Origin of the sequence: Microcoleus sp. Pol10D4 (genome assembly GCF_036701555.1) — a bacterium.
In the GTDB taxonomy this organism is placed as follows: domain Bacteria; phylum Cyanobacteriota; class Cyanobacteriia; order Cyanobacteriales; family Microcoleaceae; genus Microcoleus.
On sequence record NZ_JAUBRA010000001.1, the window covers coordinates 340,380 to 358,802 of the forward strand.

Sequence of the window (18,423 nt, forward strand, 5' to 3'; positions counted from 1 at the left end):
TTGTGTTTGCCGTCAAGCGAGCGCTCAAATTGAATAACCGGGAAGCGACCTTGATGGCAAAACACGCAGGATTTCGGCGGGTAGTGTTTAACATGGGGTTGAGCTTGCGGACTCAAATGTATAGCGGGGGACAATTCACGGACTCACAGGTACTTAACGAAGTCAAAAAAGTTCTCACCCACTACGTCAAGAAACAGCCTGAATTCGCTTGGATGAATCAATTATCTAGTCGAGTTTATCAAAATGCTTTGATTGACTTGAAAGATGCTTTTAGTCGGTATCGCTCTGGAAAAGCAGGTCATCCAAGATTTGCTAGTCGCCGAGACGGTCAATCTTTTACAGTTGATTCGTCTAACGGCAAAGTTTTACTAAATGCTGGCAGCACGATCAAGATTCCTACATTGGGAACTTTTCGACTCTACGAAGCCCTAGAATGCGGTTATGTGTCTCAAACTTTTACGATTTCAAAAGAAGGAAGTCGTTGGTTTGTTTCCTTTGGCGTTGATGCCGAACGTTTGCCAGTTCAACAACCTGAGAATGCTGTAGGAATCGATTTAGGCATCAAGTATGCGGCCACGCTGTCAACTCAGCAGGTCTTTGAGGCGCCGAAGCCGTTAAAACAAGCGAAAACCAAGCTTGCTACCTTGCAGCGCCAAGCATCAAAACAGGTAATAGGCTCCCAAAATCAGCGCAAAACCTACCATAAAATCCGTCGGCTCCATGCACGGATAGCTCGTATTCGCTTAGATTTTCTTCACAAGCTAACAACTTATTTAGCCCAAACTTTTAAGCTAATTAAGATTGAAAACTTGAACGTTCAAGGAATGATGGCGAACCACAAGCTGTCCGGGGCAATATCGGATATAGGTTTTTACGAGTTCAAACGTCAACTCGATTATAAGTGTAAAATGTATGGGGCAAATTTAGTGCTGGTAGACCAATGGTTCCCCAGCACTAAAACTTGTTCTAATTGTGGCACTAAAAAAGATATGCCACTAAGCATTCGGACTTTTGACTGTCCCGCTTGTGGCATATCTTTAGATCGTGATTTCAACGCCAGCATCAACATTTTAAACTGGGAACCCTCGGCTTGAGGGGGATAGCCTACTTATCTTGGGATTAGCCGTCTACCCAACAGCGTAGGAAGTAAACTCCGAATTTTGTCTAAAGATGGCTTTAGGTAAGTTTAGATAAGTTTTACAAAGCAGTGTTGAGTTTTGAGTTAAAACTCAAAACTAGCAACTTCAATTCGCTATCGAAAACTCGGCAATTCAATTTCAGCTAGCGATCGACGTTTTTTAGAAGCCCGCAGCGGACTGGCAATCAAGCTCAGCCAGTCTGGTTGGGCGACTGCTCTAGGTTTTGCCACACTCGATCGCACTTCTTGAATGCCAAAGGTTTCAACAGAGTTCAAAATTTGAAAAGCCCTAGCCAATTCTTGGGCGTCCACTTTGGTAGCAGTTTCGGGTTCAGACTCAGCCATCGGCAGTTCAGGTTCCGCCACCGGTTCGGCCGAGTCAGTGGCCGGCTCATCAGGCTGGTAGGTTTCGCTCTTCTGCAATTGAATGCCGGATACTTCGGCTAATTTGTTGAGTTCTAGAGGGGCTGGGGATTCAGGCTCGATCGCCTCGGCAGCAGCGGCTACCTCTGGAAGCTCTTCTGGTTCCGACCAAGGTTGGACAGGGGAAGCGTTGAAGGCTGGCGGCACAGGCATCTGAGAGCTTTTGACCGCCGCGAGCAAAGATTCTAATTGTGCGCTGGCGGTGTCCAGATTATTGTCAGGCGGCTCGATCCTCGGCGACTTTACCTGGGGCCTATCCAAACTTCTTTCCAAGGCAGCTTTGAATTGCAGAGTATGGCGCTGCTGGCGGTGCAAGCGGGCTCGCAATTCCCTGCAAATATTTTCTGTGGCTACTAACTGGTGTAACTGTTCGTTGTAGCGTTGCACAGTAGACGCACATTCTCGCTCAACAGTCGCTAGCCTGACTTGGCTGGTTGCCAACTGACTTCTTAAACTTTCGACTAAAATTTCTTGACTTTGGAGGGTTTGATGGGAAACTTCCACTTTGCCAAACAGCCGCGTCAATTGTTCTTGAGTATTTTCGAGTTCTGCAGTCCGCTGTTCTAGCAAAGTTTCGCGATTCTGCAAGGTTTTTTGGGACTCTTCGAGAGCTGTTTCTAGCTGCGCGATGCGCTGTAAAAGGTCGCGGTTGCATTCGTGCAGCGCTTGCATAAGGGTGACTGGGGTCGATCCTTTGCCCTTGGCCTGTTCGGCATTCCCAAGCATATTTTTTAGATTGTCTGAAATCGGGGGCGAGCCCGCCTCCGCCGGCTGTGTCGGAGATTGCGAATTTTTTGTTTCAGGTTTTGTGGGAATTGCATCTACGCTGATGGCGTTGGGAAAATCTACTGTTTGCCAGTCTTCTTCTGGCTGTTGGGGAACCGTTGCGGGAGTGTCTGTCGCATCGGGGGCGATCGGCTCAAAATCCCCAGTAGCAGCAAAATCTGACTGAAATGGTTCGGTATCGGATGGAACAGCAGGGTGCGGTTGGTGCTGATGGGCTCGAAGATCAGCTTCTGACATGGCTTTTTATCCCAATACTCACAGGGTCTCAGATACAGTCTATCCTTAGAGATTCTACAGAAGGAAGCCCCTAAGTGATAGTTTTGGCCTTTTTCCTATTTTTTCGGACAATAACCTCTGAATCGGGTGCCGCGATCGAACTACAACCCGAACTCAAATTAAGGCGTAAGATGGGCCTGTGAGTTTTTCGCCCAGAGTCCTATCAAAATAATTTTTCCTGATCTCTAACGCACTCTTGCGGCATCCGGGCGATCGCCTAAGCTTTAACAACTGCACAATGTTTGTCAATGATTGCTGGAACTTCTGCCGGTGCAATGCGACTGTAGCGAGTTTTGTCCGGCATCACAACTATATTTGGGCCGGCTTTGCACTGTTTGAGACATCCGGTTCCCTGTACAGTCACTTTGTCTTCTAAACCGCGCGCATTCAAAGCATTTTCTAAAGCTTTACAGACTCCTCCAGCGCCCCGCTTCAGGCAGTCTGATTTTTGACATACTAATATTTTGGTTTGGGTTTTTGCCGGAGATTTTACAGTTTGAGCTGCTGTGGGAGAGCTGACTTCGGTTTTGCCGATCGCGCGATCGTCCGATGTCAATACCGCAACAGGCCCATTGGTGGAGTCAAGCAGTTCGTGCGATCGATCGTTGTTACCCTGAGCCAGCTTGAGGCTACGAGCTTTAAGTTTTATTTTACCGTTTTTCAAGTTAAGTTCTTTCTCACCTACAACTTGAACTCTCAACCCCGGTGTCAAAATAGGCGATAGAAATGACCGCAATTCCTTGCAAAGTTTAACAAGATATTCTACTCCGCGATCGTTGCTAATTCGCAAATATTTAAGTTTGCAGCCATCTTCAATAATTAGGCCGAGGATTTCTCCCTCTAAACTGAATTCGGAAACTTGCTTGCCAGACTTATACATTGTTATAACTCCTTTAAATCCGTTACATCCGTTACATCTTCTACACTGCTCGTTGCCGAACTTCCTTCTACCTTTACCCGATTTGCCAGCAGCATTCCAGCCACTGCACCAGTTCGCATCTAGGGGCACTGACTTGCCTCAACACGCTCATTAACTGAGCCGCTTGTTTGACAGTGTTGACTTTTGCCCGTAAAGGTTGGTCAACAGCACACCAGCAGGGAATTTCTAGTTCTTGCAAGCGTTTGTAAACTTGCCACCTATCTAGCCAACTAACTTGCACAATGTCACAAACTTCTAATTCTGGATCTGCTGGATTCATTTTTTGACAACAGTAATAATTTGCATTAATTTTTACCCTGACTGATAGCGGGCAGAAGTTCAAAGCTAGATTTCCGAAGAACCTCAAGGATTATCAACAGCCCTTCCTAAAAAAATTTTGCCTTTTACCCTCTGCCTTCTGCCTTCAGAAGGTTCGCCCCACTTTCAGGAAGCGTTCAGAACGAGGATCTTTTTAAAGCATAACCCAACTGCTAATAATTCTCAATAGGTTTAGAAAAAAAATTTCCTACTCTATAAAATCTTCCACTATCGAGGCAGACGCTGCTTGACGGGTAAATTTACAGTGCTAGACTGACTCTATTGGCAACAAAACTGCCTATTGAGAGGAGAACACACATGGCTGAGACTCAGAGTGCATTGAGACCATTTGGCCACATAGCCGAAAACCCAGTTCTACTGGAACATTCAGTCACAGCACCGATTTGTGAAGGGATGAACGCGCTGCTGGCCAGTTTTCAGGCTCTATACCTGCAATATCAAAAACATCATTTTGTGGTGGAAGGGGCAGAATTTTACTCCTTGCACAAATTCTTTGAAGAAAGCTACGGAGAAGCTCAAGATAGCGTCCACGAGTTGGGCGAACGGTTAAACGGGTTGGGCGGCATACCAGCAGCTAGCTTTAGCAAGTTAGCCGAACTGTGCTGTTTTGAGCCGGAAGCCGACGGCGTATATTCCTGCCGCCAAATGCTGGAACACGATTTAATTGCTGAGCAAGCTATCCTCGGTTTGCTGCGGCGTCAAGCAGGACAAGCTGAAAGTTTGGGCGATCGAGCTACCCGCTACCTCTACGAAAAAATCCTGCTGAAAACCGAGGAACGGGCTTATCACATTTCTCACTTCCTCGCCCCCGATACCTTAGTGCAGTTGAACTTGAACTAACAATTCTTCTTCTTCCTCTTCCTTCGCGCATTTGGGGTTGGTTATCTTAGATCGAAAAAAAAGCGAGCAGTTTTGTGACTGCCCGCTTTTTTTTATACAAAGTGCGCTTAGCCGCCCGGAATTAAGGCGCTAAAGCATTCCCACGCAACAAGCTACCAATGGTTTTCGCGGTAATCTTCATTTGAATGAAAGGATTTGCCGGCACTACAGTCTTATACAAGTAGCTATCGAATGTGAGTTTCTGCACATCGCGATCGGCACACATTTCCACAAAAGCTTCGCGGGTAGCATCGGAACGGTAGAACACGCGCTGCAAAATGTCCAAAACTTTGTAAGTAATGCCGTAGGCTTTATCCCACCGCTTCAGGTAAATCTTAATTTCCTCTTCAGTCGGAATGCGCGCGCCTTTATTGGAAATCTCCACAATAGTTTCGGCGCACATCCGGCCAGACTTGGCGGCAAAATAGATACCTTCGCCGGAAGACTTGGTAACATAACCTGCAGCATCGCCTACGAGAGCAACCCGGCCAACAACCCGGCGAGGACGCGGATGTTCCGGGATGGGGTGAGCTTCCACTTTAATAATCTCACCGCCCATCAGTTTTTTGGCAGCGCGGGCGCGGATGCCTGCTTGCAGCTTTTTGATACTGGCTTGATTGACTTTCATCGTGCCGGTGCCGACGGCTACGTGGTCGTATTTGGGGAACACCCAAGCGTAGAAGTCGGTAGATACGTCATCGCCGACGTACATTTCGGCTAAGTCGTGGTAGTAAGCCATTTTATCTTCTGGCAGGCGGATGCGCTCTTGGAAGGCGATCGCATAATTGTAGTCGCCAGCGTCGATCGCCTTTGCTACGCGAGAGTTGGCACCGTCAGCCCCGATTACCAAATCCACCTTCAGAGTTTTCTGAATTCCCATGGCGCTGCCGTCGGAGTGGTCGGCATAGTGGAGAGTGTAGGGGTCTGTATTGTTGCCGGGAATTTCTAATTTGTGAACGGTGCCGTTAATTAGTTTTGCACCCAAGGAAGCGGCGCGATCGCGCATGAAGCCATCGAGCACTTCGCGGCGGCACATACCGATGTATTCGTGTGCGTTTTCAATATTGATGTCCACCTCGACGTTGGAGGGGGAGATCATTTTCATTTTTCTGACTTGGCGGTCAATAATACTTTGCGGCAAGTCAAATTCGCTGACCATGCACAGGGGAATAGCCCCACCGCAGGGTTTGGCGTTGTCTAATTTACGCTCGAATAGGTATGTTTCGATGCCTGCTTTTACCAATGTTTCGGCGGCGGAAGAACCCGCAGGGCCTGAACCTACTACTGCAACCCTTAGTGTCAAAGCTTTTCTCTCCAGTTTTTTTCTATAGGCATTACTCAGGTGTGATGGTATCACGGACTTTGGATGCGGTGGCGTGAAGCAGGGAAGATTTCAATGAAATGAAACAGAGCTTAACAGTTCGATACGAAAATCGGGTTTCGGGCGATACGTGCGATCGAATATCTTAAATTTTTTAGTGTAGATGAAGGTAGATGGACGGTGATGTGCGATCGAACATTTTGCACCCTCCGTCAAACCACTGTAGGGGTTGGTTCGCCAACCATCAGTGCCTAAAACTAATAATCTCGTAAACCCGCCCCGACCTCGCCGATCGCGGTTAATCAACCGGACTTGATATGATGTTCGATCGGGATACTCGGTGAAAACTGAGATGTTGCAGCAATGTCAATTGGGGGTTTTTAGTGGGGTGGGGCGGGTTTATTTTAATTGTTGGTGAGAGTTAGAGATGGTTGGTGAACCCGCCCCTACTTCACACGAATGGTGCAACATTTTACTTAGAACCAGTCCAATAAGTTACATTAAAGTTACTTGCAGTTATATCTAAAATTCTTATGCTCGGTAATTTTCAACAAAGCAACCTGCGGATTGAGCTTGAAGCTTCCGAAACAGCGATTAGAGACAGCTTGTTGCGTCCAACTCAATTGCAGCAGTGGCTGTGGCCGCAGCAGTTGTCTAGCGGTTTGCCGGAAGAATTTGCTCAAGGTTTGACCTTTACAAGTTGGCTGGGCCCGGTGGCAGTTCAGCATCACGTTGATATTGTTGAGCACAATTGTCTGCGGCTGTTATTGAGTCAGGGAATTGACGGGTTTCACGAATGGTATTGGGGCGACGGTTGGGTGCAATCTCGGTTGGAGGGAGTGTCGCTGCTGCCGCTGAATTTGGGGCAAACGGCTAGTTTACTCCGGCTGCGGGAGTTTGTAGCCGGGAAGGGTAAGCGGAAGTAGATAAATCACTCTCCAAAATCATCAGAACAAAGCCTGGTAGTTCTGCATAGCAACGAAAAATTCTCAACATTTTTAGGGGTAAAGAAGTCTTGTAATCATGGATAAAATACTAGAAGGCACCAACATGATTGGAGATATTTAGAGATAGATGAGAACAAAGTCTTTCTTATCAAACGAGATATCCTTTGCTGAAGGGTGTTATTGAATCTTTCGATATCAGAAGTTTTGCCAGTATCTTTCCCCAGAGATTTGTGTCGCTGGGTTTTTTTTGAGCCTGCCCAAAAATCTGTATAATAGACGGCACATCGTCTGTCAACTACTGGGAGGGAATCCCAAAAACCTTTAGCACCCATTTCAACTCGACTTCCTATATACACCCCTAGAATTTCTTGGCTTAAGGCATCAATTGGCAGCTCTTTCCACTGCTTGTTACCCTTAGTGCCTACAAAGGACTACATTTCATCACGTTGGATCGTTAGCTTGCCTTGTTTTTTTGACTTTACTTGAACTTTCCGGGGGACTGATGCTAATTGTTGAAAAACACATAGTATTGGAACCAGCGGGGGGACACCCTCGTGACTTTGACAATCGCAACTCAAGATATTTTTTCTAATAAAAGCTGATCTCTCAATTTTTTTGTTTCTTCTGAAATCCTTTGATGTCTGGGGTTTTAAACAAACTGCCTGTGACAATCTCTACATTCAAAATTTTGCTTAGCGCTGGGGGTGGGACAATTTTTAACGATGTTTGGATAACAGAAACGGTGACAATTCATGGAGTTGAGAATTAACAGGGCTTAGGTACGTCGCATGATCACTCCTTACCCTTACTCTGCCAGACCACTTGAAAGCCATTTCGCTGCCGAAAAACTAAGAGTGTGTTATAAAAACATAATTTGTTCCTTTCTAAAGCGCTATTCTCGACATAACGAACCCGCTGTGTTTCGACTTCGCGTTAATTTTTACCAAAAAAATAAATATGCTGTCCATCCCAGGCATTGCCGTCCAGAAGCTGCTTTACGAAAGTACCAATTCTCTGGTGTACCGGGCGATTCGGGAAGCGGATCATCAACCGCTCATCCTCAAACTGCTCAAAGAAAGCTACCCCACACCTCAAGAATTGCTACGCTACCGCACCGAATACCGCATCACCCGAGAGCTGAAAGAGGCGGGAGTCGTGCAAGTTTATGACTTGCAAAAATACCAAAACAGCCTCGTGATTTTTGTGGAGGACTTTGGCGGGGAATCCTTGAAAATATTGATACAGCAGCGAAAGTTTAGCCTCAAGGAATTTCTCCAAATTGCGATCGCTGCAACTGAAACTTTAGGGCAAATTCACAGCGCCAATATAATTCACAAAGATATTAACCCTTCTAATATAGTATTCAATCCAACGACGGGGCAGCTCAAAATTATCGACTTTGGCATTTCCACTCAGCTAACGCGAGAAATGCCAACCCTGAAAAATCCCAATGTTTTAGAAGGAACCCTCGCTTACATCTCGCCGGAACAAACTGGTAGGATGAATCGCTCTATCGATTACCGCACTGACTTTTACTCCCTCGGCGTCACCTTCTACGAATTGCTGACAGGAAAACTGCCTTTTGAGACAGAAGACGCTTTAGAGATAGTTCACTGCCACATTGCCCGACAACCAGTTCCCCCGCACGAAATCAAGCCAGAAATTCCCCTAATTGTCTCCCAAATAGTCAGCAAGCTGATGGCGAAAAATGCGGAGAATCGCTATCAAACTGCATTGGGTCTCAAGCAGGATTTAGAAATGTGTCTGGTTCAATTACAAGAAACCGATAGCATAGAAGAATTTGACTTAGGGACGCTGGATCTTACAGACCATTTCCTGATTCCCGAAAAGTTATACGGCAGAGAAACAGAAGTTGATAATCTATTAGCTGCCTTTGAAAGAGTTCGTAATGCTAGTGCCGAAATGATGCTAGTAGCTGGTTTTTCTGGGATTGGTAAAACCGCAGTAGTGAATGAAGTGCATAAGCCGATCGCCAGACAGCGTGGCTATTTTATCAAAGGCAAATACGACCAATTTCAACGCAATATTCCCTTTAGTGCATTTGTGCAAGCATTTCGGGAATTGATGGGACAATTATTATCAGAAAGTGACGCTCAGTTACACAGATGGAAAAACCTGATTCTCACAGCAGTAGGCGAGAGTGGGCAAGTCTTGATTGACGTAATTCCTGAATTAGAACACATCATTGGCGCTCAAAGTCCTGCACTAGAATTGTCGGGGAGTGCCGCCCAAAATCGCTTCAATCTGCTGATGCAGAAATTTGTGCAAGTATTTACCCAAGCAGAACATCCCTTAGTGATGTTTCTGGACGATTTGCAATGGGCAGATTCGGCATCGCTGAAATTGCTACAACTGTTGATGGAAGATACGGGGCATCTGTTAGTATTGGGTGCTTATCGCGATAATGAGGTATCACCGGCTCATCCGTTTATGTTGACTGTGGATGAGATTGTGAAATCGGGAGCCACGGTGAATACGATTACCCTGCAACCGTTGAGTTTAGGAGATCTCAATCAGTTGGTAGCAGAGACGCTGATTTGCGATTTATCTTTAGCCGGGCCCTTGACAGAATTGGTTTATCAAAAAACCCAAGGTAATCCCTTTTTCTCGACTCAATTCCTCAAGGCCTTGTATGAAGATGGTCAAATTATTTTTAACCCCCCTCAATCCCCTCTTAGTAAGGGGGGCAGCAAAGGGGGGTGGCAGTGCGATATTAATCAAGTTAAATTTGCCGACGCCTCGGATGTGGTGGAGTTTATGGCGGCGCAATTGCAAAAGTTGCCGGCCATTACTCAGGATGCCCTCAAACTTGCCGCGTGTATTGGGGCGCAGTTTGATTTAGAGACATTGGCAATAGTCAACGAAGAATTACCAGAAGAAACCGAATCAGCGCTGTGGAAAGCCTTGCAAGAAGGACTAATTTTAGTAATTTCAGAAGGCTATAACTTCATTCAATCAGATAGTCAATCCCCGAATCAGTCTGTTGCTAATCCCACTTATAAGTTCCTGCACGATCGCGTCCAGCAAGCGGCTTATTCATTGATTCCCGACGATCAAAAACAAGCCACTCATCTGAAAATTGGACAGTTACTGCTACAAAGTTCTTCCGACATAGAAACCGAAGAAAAAATATTTGATATTGTGGGGCATTTAAATCAAGGAATTGAGTTAATCGATCAATTAAGTGAACACTCAGCCTTAGCCCAACTAAACTTAGAAGCTGGACGTAAGGCTAGAAATTCTACCGCCTACGCTGCGGCAAATATCTATCTACAAACTGGAATTGAACTACTGACACCTCAATGCTGGCAAACTCAATATGAATTGGCGCTAAATCTGTATGTTGCTGCTGCTGAAATTGCCTATTTGAATGGTGACTTTGATGGTATGGAACAGATGGCAGCACTGGTTGTGCAAGAAGCCCAAACAATTTTAGATCGAGTTAAAATTTACGAAATTAAAATTGCCGCTCAGACAGCTCAGAGCAAGGTATTAGAAACGATCGCAGTAGCAAGAGAAGCACTCTTACAATTGGGGATTGAACTCCCTGCCGAACCTGATGAAGCCAAGATTGGCAAAGCGCTACAAGCCCTTGCGGCCCTCCTCGGCGACAGAAAGATTGAGGAATTGGTTGACCTACCTGTGATGACAAATCCACAGACTCAGGCAGCTATGCAACTGTCTGGTATGTTGTTTCCACCCATTTTCCAGGGAATGCCCGGTTTGCTGCCCTTGCTGAGCTCAACGATGGTGAGTTTATCGCTCTCCTTTGGAAATGCGCCCGCATCGACGGTGGGTTATGCGATGCACGGAATGGTGTTCTGTGCCTTTTTACAAGAGGTGGAAACGGGCTATGGCTTTGGGCAATTGGCACTTTCATTGCTGGATAGGTTGAATGTACCCGAATTCAAGTCCACAGTTCTACTTTTGTTTGGTGGCTGGATTCAGCATCGCCAAGAATCTCTTTTGGCAACGATACCAACGCTGAAAGAGGGCTATAGGTTGGGCATGGAAACAGGCGACTTTGTAGACGCTGGCTACAACATATATATTTGCTTTTATACTTATTTATTCGCTGGGGTAGAACTAGACACTTGGGAACCAGAAATAGCAAGTTATAGGGCGGTAATGGCACAGTTGAAACAATATTCTGCGCGGATTTATTTGGATATGATTCAGCAGACGGTGCAAAACTTAAGGGAAACTCGTATTCGGCCGGATTTGTTAATAGGCTCTGCCTACGATGAAACGGTGATGATTCCCAAGCACTATCAGGATAATGAATTTACGGCGATCGCCTGTGCCTGCATCTTCAAACTGCTGCTTGCTTACTGCTATGGCAATTATACGGCTGCCCTAGACCATATTTCCCAAGTCAAACAGTATTTGATGGGAGTATCTGGATCGGCTTTTGTTCCAATTTTTCATTTTTATGCTGCCCTGACGCACCTGGCACTTTTTCGGGCACAGCCAGCAATTGAGCAAACTGAAATTCTTGCCTTAGTGGAAACCCATCAAAGCACGCTGCAACAGTGGGCGCAAAATGCTCCGATGAATTATCTGCATAAATGGTATTTAGTGGAAGCAGAACAGCAACGGGTGTTGGGCAATAAAGCCGAGGCGATTGAAATGTACGATCGCGCAATTGAAGGAGCCAAAGAAAACAAATATGTTAATGACGAAGCCCTGGCCAACGAACTAGCAGCCAAATTCTACTCGGAATGGGGCAAAACAAAAGTTGCTCAATCCTACATATTTGAGGCGTATTATTGTTATGTTGAATGGGGAGCCACTGCTAAAGTAACGGATTTAGAAACGCGATATCCCCAATTATTCGCGGTAACTCAACCGGGAAGGAAAAACACTCAAACTACCGTAGCAATGACAACGACTGGTTCGGGTAATCACCTAGATATCAGCGCAGTTATGAAGGCTTCTCATGCGATTTCTGGAGAAATTATGCTAGATAAGCTACTGTCTAGCTTGATGAAAATTTTGATAGAAAATGCAGGGGCGCAACGAGGCTATCTGATTTTGTTAAGCCAGGGACAACTGTTGATTGAAGCTGAAGGGGCAATAAATTCTGAACAAGTCACCGTGTTGCAGTCAATCCCCGTTGAAGATTGTCAGGAACTTTCCTCCGCAATTGTCAATTATGTGAGTCGCACTCAAGAAAGCGTGGTACTAGATGATGCTGCGCGATCGGGACAATTTACCAACGACCGCCACATCCGAAAGTATCAGCCCAAATCAATTTTATGTGTACCGCTGATTAATCAATCTCAAATCATTAGTATTGTTTATTTAGAAAACAATTTGACAGCGGGAGCTTTTACCCCAGAAAGAGTGGAAATATTAAAAGTTTTATCGGGACAAGCGGCCATCTCAATTCAAAATTCTAAGCTTTATACAGAAGTACGCCAAAATGAAAGCAGGCTGGCTCAACTCAACAAAGCTTACGAGCGCTTCATCCCCCATCAATTCCTCCAGTTTTTAGAGAAATCAAGCATTATTGATGTGGAATTGGGCGACCAAGTGCAGTTAGAAATGTCGGTGCTGTTTTCCGATATTCGCAATTTTACCACGCTTTCGGAAACTATGACGCCGGAGGATAATTTCAAATTTATCAATTCTTATCTTTCTCGCATGGAACCCGTCATTAATGAAAATAAGGGGTTTATTGACAAATATATTGGCGATGCGATTATGGCACTGTTTAGCGGCGAGGCGGATAATGCGGTGAAAGCGGGAATTGCGATGCTGCACCGTCTCGCTGAATACAATGAATACTGCGCTAACGCTGGCTGTGCGCCAATTCAGATTGGGATTGGGATTAATACGGGTTCTTTGATGCTGGGAACTGTGGGAGGACCAAATCGCATGGACGGGACGGTAATCAGCGATGCGGTGAATTTAGCTTCTCGTGTGGAAAGTTTGACGAAAAATTATGGGGTGGCGCTATTAATTACCCAGCCAACTTATTCGCGCCTAAAAAATCCATCCCAGTACGCAATCCGCACTATCGATACGGTAAAAGTCAAGGGAAAATCCGAAGCTGTGACGATTTATGAGGTGTTTGATGCAGATCCACCAGAAATTAAACAGGCCAAGTTAGCTACGCTGGAATTGTTTGCAGAAGCTAGGGCACTTTACTCGGGAGGGAAGTTATTTGAAGCGGCGCGGCTTTTTGAAGAGTGTTGGCGTCAGAATCCGGGCGATCGCGTGGCTAAAATGTACTGGGAACGCTGTGAGTCTGCATTGTTGACTCGCACAAAAATCAAAGACAGGCTACACAATTTACATTAAGCGGTTGCTATGCCTGAAAATCAAAGCAAAAGTGCGATCGACTGTTGGTGCACCATACAAATTAGGCGATCGCGATCGGGTAGGTATGTTATTGCGCTTTAGCGCTAAAGCGCAACAACATACGAAGTCTAAAAAGTTACTGCCTGAACTATACTGCTGGCAGTGACTCCTTTCAAGACAGCTAAATATTCCCCTGTTACCTGATACTGAATTATAGTATCGCTAACAAAAGCGCCGGTTCCTTGATAAATATTTAACTGGCTAAAAGAAAGGGGGCTAATTAAATCAATTTTGTCTTGATTTAGGGTGAAATCATTAATGACATCAGCGGCGGCTAAGTCTGTTCCACCAGTATCGATCGCGAGGGCAAACACATCAAAACCCAATCCGCCTGTGAGAGTATCGGCACCCATTTCTCCAAATAAGTAGTCGTTGCCCCCATCGCCAAACAATATATCGTCGCCATCGCCTCCGTAAATGCGATCGTTTTCCTTTCCTCCATAAATCAAGTCAAGGCCACCGTCACCCTGAATAAAATCAATCCCCTTACCACCAAAAATAATGTCATTGCCATCACCGCCCCTGATGCCGTCATCGCCTTTTTGTCCGTAAAGCAAGTCATCTCCTGCTTTGCCATGAAGATAGTCATTGCCGGGGCGTGCGTGGATAATGTCGTTTAATGCCGATCCTGTGGCGCGATCGTCCTTCTGTGTCAAACCGATTACTGACTTTTTCAACAAGGTTGTGACATCGCCTAAGTTATCGTTATCGCTGATATTGACTGTGAGAGGGGCGACGAGATTATTATACTGTGTGTCAAGGCTGGTAGTGGCATGGCTAATTGAACTTAGACGATCGCCCTCAACAACCGCATCGTCAACCGCAGTCACCGTTACCGTTTGAGCGACATTCCAATTGGCGGGAGTAAAAGTAAGGACAGGTAGGCTGACAGTAACTTGAGTTTCAGGGGTAATGGCGACGGTGACGTTAGCAGTTGGCTGAGTATTTAGTCGCACTTTGTATATATCGCTGCCCAAGCTTTCGAGTACGTCGGTACTGCCAAGTGGTTCAAGGAAAATGACAGCGGGAATACCTGGAGTTGGCGTTGGAGTGGGTGTTGTTGTCGGAGTCGGTGTTGTTGTCGGAGTCGGTGTTGTTGTCGGAGTGGGTGTTGTTGTCGGAGTCGGTGTTGTTGTCGGAGTCGGTGTTGTTGTCGGAGTCGGCGTTGGTGTGGGAGTCGGTGTTGGCGTGGGAGTCGGAATGGGCGTGGGAGTCGGTGTTGGCGTGGGAGTCGGTGTTGGCGTGGGAGTCGGTGTGGGCGTGGGAGTCGGAATGGGCGTGGGAGTCGGTGTTGGCGTGGGAATGTTAACAGTAAAACTGCCTAAATTGCTACCTACAAATTGATTGCCAAAAGTATCTTTTACTTGCGATGCTTGCAAATTAACAGCGTAACTGCCATTATCTGTATCATCCCAACTTCCCCCAGGCGGAGTCAGCGAATAAGTTGCCGTGCGAACAGTACCGTTACTATTAGTATCGACGCTGACAAAGGCAGCAGGAATAGCACCAGCCGACCAATTTACTACCAGGTCAGAATTATCTAAACTGCTAACATCAACTCCACTACTATCACTGAAAGTAACCGTCAATATTTGACTTGTACCCCCCGGTATAGTAATGTTAGAAACTGAACTCAAGCTAGCAGGAGGTGCGGTGATATTAGCAGTACGAGTCAGTTGAGTTGCAGCGGTATTGTTATTACTTGCAGTATCAGTAGCTTTAGCCTCCGGTACATCAACTGTGACATTACCATCACCATTCGGAGTAACGGTAAAATTATAAGTCGTGCCGCTACCTGTAAAACCGCTAACCGTACCGTTAGTAACATTAATGCCACTCGAACTAAATCCGGTCACATTTTCACTGAAAGTTGCTGTGACTAAAAATGCTGCGTTGACTGTTGTTGCTGAAGTTGATGTTAAGGCAACTGTTGGCGGAGTAATATCAGCAGTACGAACCAGTTGAGTGGCTGCGATATTATTATTACCCGCAGTATCATTAGCTTTATTCGCAAGTACATCAACGGTGACATTACCATCAGCGGTGGGAGTGACATCAAAGGTGTAGGTTGTGGCATTAACTGGGACAAAGTTACCGACAATCGCATTGGCGACGGTAATATCAGTATTATCAAACCCAGAGACATTTTCGCTGAAGGTTGCTGTGACGCTAAATGCGGCGTTGACTGTGCTGGCTGAAGTTGAGCTTAAGGTGACATTAGGTGCGCTAATATTAGCAGTACGAACCAGTTGAGTGGCAGCGGTATTGTTATTACCCGCAGTATCAGTGGCTTTAGCCGCAAGTACATCAACGGTGACATTACCATCAGCATTCGGGGTGACATCAAAGGTGTAGGTTTTGGCATTAACTGGGACAAAGTTACCGACATTCGCATTGGTGACGGTAATATCAGTATTATCAAACCCGGTGACATCTTCACTGAATGTTGCTGTGACGCTAAATGGTGCGTTTGTGGTTGTTGGGGATGCGGATGTTAAGACAACTGTTGGCGCTGTAGCATCATACGTGCGAGTCAGTTGCGTGGCGGCGGTATTATTATTGCCAGCAATATCAGTGGCTGTAGCAGCAGGGACATCAACGGTGACAGGGCCTTCAGCATTAGGTGTAACGGTAAAATTATAAGTTGTGCCGCTACCCGTCAAATTGCTAATCGTACTGTTAGTAACATTAACGTCGCTGGCAATAAATCCTGTGACGCTTTCGCTGAATGTTGCTGTGACTAAAAATGGTGCGTTTGTGGTTGTTGGGGATGCGGATGTTAAGGCAACTGTGGGTACAACGGTGTCTACAATTATAGCTCTGCTATCGGCTAAAGATTGTCCCGCAGGGATAGTCAAGGTTGCATCATTTCCAGCAGCATCCTTTAAGGTGGCACCGACTCCTAAAGTTATGCCTGTTGAGTTGAGATCAATACTATTTTGTCCGGTTGCTGGAGTATAAATGCCGCCAGCAGATGTGCCGCTAAAAGATGCAATAGTAACAGTGCCGCCTGTGTCTAAGGCGACACTCATATTACCTGCTAAAGTAACGGCTTCGCTGAAGTTGACGGTGACGTTGATGTTGCCAGTTGTGTTGTAACTCCCGTCAGGGGTGGTAGAGGTGACGCTGGTGATGGTGGGTGCAACAGTTTCAATAACTATGGCTTTACTACCACCGAGAGAGCTAACTGAGGCGGTAGTGGGGAGGGTTAAGAAAGCGTCAAAGGCTGTACCAGCAGTTTCTTTAATTGTGCCGCCGTTGAGGGTGAGGGCGGTGGTGGCGAGGTATTCTAAGTCATCCGAGGTGTCTCCTGCTTGGACTATATAGTTGAAGGTGAGTACAGTACCGCCGCTACCGCTGGTATAGGTGGCAAAGCGGTCAGTTGTGCCTGTTTCTAGTTGCAGTTGGGGCGTGCCACCTGTGGTATCTACGTTGACAGCGGCATCGAAGGTGACGGTGATGGCGATAGTAGAACCGATGCCGTAGCTGCCGTCAGCGGTGGTGGCGGTGACAGCAGTAACTTTGGGGGTAGTGTTGAGCAGGATGGAGACATTGTTGCTGCCAATGTTCACCACAGCTAAGTCAGGTTTCCCGTCGCCGTTCAAGTCGCGGATGCTGACGGAGATGGGCCCAGCGACAGCAGGGAAGGGGACTTGGGGGGCGAAAGTGGGGGTGGTAGCGAAGGTGGCGGTGGTGTTGAGCAGGATGGAAACGTTGCCGCTGCTAACGTTCGCCACAGCTAAGTCAGGTTTCCCGTCGCCGTTGATGTCGTCGATGCTGACGGAGTCGGGGCCCGAGCCAGTGGGGAAGGGAACTTGGGTGAGGAAAGTGGGGATGGTGGCGTTGGGGGGAGTGGTATTGAGCAGGATGGAAACGTTGCCGCTGCTGATGTTCGCCACAGCTAAGTCAGGTTTCCCGTCGCCGTTGATGTCGCCGATGCTGACGGAGCGGGCGCCAGTACCAGTTGTGAAGTCAACTTTGGTGGCGAAAGTGGGGGTGGTAGCGAAGGTGGCGGTGGTGTTGAGCAGGATGGAGACGTTGTTGCTGTCCCTGTTCGCCACAGCTAAGTCAGGTTTCCCGTCGCCGTTGATGTCGCCGATGCTGACGGAGACGGGGTTAGTGCCAGTAGGGAAGGGGACTTGGGTGGCGAAAGTGGGGGTGGTAGCGAAGGTGGCGGTGGTGTTGAGCAGGATGGAGACATCGTTGCTGTTGCTGTTCGCCACAGCTAAGTCAGGTTTCCCGTCGCCGTTGATGTCGCCGTTGATGTCGCCGATGCTGACGGAGTAGGGGCCATCGCCAGTTGGGAAGTCAACTTTGGTGGCAAAAGTGGGGGTGGCGGCGCCGGTGGCGGTGGTGTTGAGCAGGATGGAGGCGTTATCGCTGCCCCTGTTCCCCGTTGCTAAATCCGGTTTGCCGTCGCCGTTGATGTCGCCAATAATGCTGACGGATTCGGGCCTAGTGCCAGTAATGAAGTCAACTCTGGCAAAAGTGGGGGTGGGGGCTCCGGTGGCGGTGGCGTTGAGCAGGATGGAGGCGTTATCGGTGGAGTAGTTCGCCACAGCTAAGTCAGGTTTCCCGTCGCCGTTGATGTCGCCGATGCTGACGGAGCGGGGGCTATTGCTAGTACTGAAGGGAACTTGGGGACTGAAGCCTAGTACGCCCTTGTAGGTTTTGAGGGTGTTGGCGTTAAATGGTATTGGTGTTTCAATCAGGCCTGTTTGTACTTCCAGTTCCCAGTCTCCACCCAGTACGGCATTGCCGGTGGGGTTGGCGGAGGCGGCTATGTCGGCACCCGTTAATTCACTCAGGCGTTGGAGAAATTGGTTTGGTTTTGTGAGATTAACACCAGGCCCGCCGGGAGCTTTAACCCCCGTCCGATCGCGAAAGTCATCGACAGATGACCCAATAAGTGAATTGTCAAGATTGTCTTGAGTCGCTTTTAACTGAGATCTTGCACCATTCTCAATAAGCCCTTGCATTCTGTACCAAAATGTGAAATAAAGGGCGT

Annotated in this window: 9 protein-coding genes and 1 pseudogene; 4 read left to right on the forward strand and 6 right to left on the reverse strand. The window is 47.1% G+C overall.

What is annotated here, in order from left to right; translation table 11 throughout:
* Window positions 1–2: 2 nt before the first annotated feature.
* Window positions 3–1,094: an RNA-guided endonuclease TnpB family protein gene (locus QUA36_RS01370; RefSeq protein WP_333455083.1), complete on the forward strand. Its 1,092-nt coding sequence runs from the start codon at window positions 3–5 to the stop codon at window positions 1,092–1,094.
* Window positions 1,095–1,252: 158 nt separating this feature from the next.
* Here QUA36_RS01370 and QUA36_RS01375 read toward each other — a convergent pair whose 3' ends face one another.
* The 3 genes from QUA36_RS01375 to QUA36_RS01385 all read right to left on the reverse strand — a co-directional run bounded on the left by QUA36_RS01375 (window position 1,253) and on the right by QUA36_RS01385 (window position 3,822).
* Window positions 1,253–2,584 carry a hypothetical protein gene (locus QUA36_RS01375; protein ID WP_333455085.1) on the reverse strand — a complete coding sequence of 444 codons (1,332 nt, stop codon included), beginning with the start codon at window positions 2,582–2,584 and terminating at the stop codon, window positions 1,253–1,255.
* A 256-nt stretch (window positions 2,585–2,840) separates the two neighbouring features.
* Window positions 2,841–3,503, reverse strand: coding sequence for a (2Fe-2S) ferredoxin domain-containing protein (locus tag QUA36_RS01380; RefSeq protein ID WP_333165793.1), 663 nt, complete (start codon window positions 3,501–3,503; stop codon window positions 2,841–2,843).
* A 73-nt stretch (window positions 3,504–3,576) separates the two neighbouring features.
* Window positions 3,577–3,822, reverse strand: coding sequence for an Asr1405/Asl0597 family protein (locus tag QUA36_RS01385; protein ID WP_333156175.1), 246 nt, complete (start codon window positions 3,820–3,822; stop codon window positions 3,577–3,579).
* A 356-nt stretch (window positions 3,823–4,178) separates the two neighbouring features.
* Here QUA36_RS01385 and QUA36_RS01390 point away from each other — a divergent pair, with 356 nt between their 5' ends.
* Complete coding sequence (locus tag QUA36_RS01390) at window positions 4,179–4,721, forward strand: Dps family protein (protein ID WP_006632871.1); 543 nt, start codon at window positions 4,179–4,181, stop codon at window positions 4,719–4,721.
* A gap of 121 nt (window positions 4,722–4,842) precedes the next feature.
* On the opposite strand, the gene chlP is transcribed toward QUA36_RS01390, so the two are convergent.
* A complete protein-coding gene (chlP, locus tag QUA36_RS01395) occupies window positions 4,843–6,063 on the reverse strand; it encodes a geranylgeranyl reductase (protein ID WP_172186475.1) in 1,221 nt (406 codons plus the stop codon).
* A gap of 551 nt (window positions 6,064–6,614) precedes the next feature.
* Between chlP and QUA36_RS01400 the strand changes: the two genes are divergently transcribed.
* Entirely contained in the window at window positions 6,615–7,007 is a 393-nt protein-coding gene (locus tag QUA36_RS01400; RefSeq protein WP_333165791.1) for a hypothetical protein, read from the forward strand.
* A gap of 109 nt (window positions 7,008–7,116) precedes the next feature.
* Here QUA36_RS01400 and QUA36_RS01405 read toward each other — a convergent pair.
* Window positions 7,117–7,782, reverse strand: a pseudogene (locus tag QUA36_RS01405) (IS1 family transposase).
* Between the two features lie 203 nt (window positions 7,783–7,985).
* Between QUA36_RS01405 and QUA36_RS01410 the strand changes: the two are divergent.
* Complete coding sequence (locus tag QUA36_RS01410; protein WP_333455086.1) at window positions 7,986–13,355, forward strand: AAA family ATPase; 5,370 nt, start codon at window positions 7,986–7,988, stop codon at window positions 13,353–13,355.
* 128 nt (window positions 13,356–13,483) lie between these two features.
* Here QUA36_RS01410 and QUA36_RS01415 read toward each other — a convergent pair whose 3' ends face one another.
* A complete protein-coding gene (locus QUA36_RS01415; protein WP_333455088.1) occupies window positions 13,484–18,394 on the reverse strand; it encodes an FG-GAP-like repeat-containing protein in 4,911 nt (1,636 codons plus the stop codon).
* Between the last annotated feature and the right edge of the window lie 29 nt (window positions 18,395–18,423).

Bases quoted from the DNA above. Each gene is read 5' to 3' on its own strand.
- QUA36_RS01380 (WP_333165793.1), bottom strand. From the start codon at position 3,503: ATGTATAAGTCTGGCAAGCAAGTTTCCGAATTCAGTTTAGAGGGAGAA.
- QUA36_RS01415 (WP_333455088.1), bottom strand. From the start codon at position 18,394: ATGCAAGGGCTTATTGAGAATGGTGCAAGATCTCAGTTAAAAGCGACT.
- QUA36_RS01385 (WP_333156175.1), bottom strand. From the start codon at position 3,822: ATGAATCCAGCAGATCCAGAATTAGAAGTTTGTGACATTGTGCAAGTT.
- QUA36_RS01400 (WP_333165791.1), top strand. From the start codon at position 6,615: ATGCTCGGTAATTTTCAACAAAGCAACCTGCGGATTGAGCTTGAAGCT.
- QUA36_RS01410 (WP_333455086.1), top strand. From the start codon at position 7,986: ATGCTGTCCATCCCAGGCATTGCCGTCCAGAAGCTGCTTTACGAAAGT.
- QUA36_RS01375 (WP_333455085.1), bottom strand. From the start codon at position 2,584: ATGTCAGAAGCTGATCTTCGAGCCCATCAGCACCAACCGCACCCTGCT.
- QUA36_RS01390 (WP_006632871.1), top strand. From the start codon at position 4,179: ATGGCTGAGACTCAGAGTGCATTGAGACCATTTGGCCACATAGCCGAA.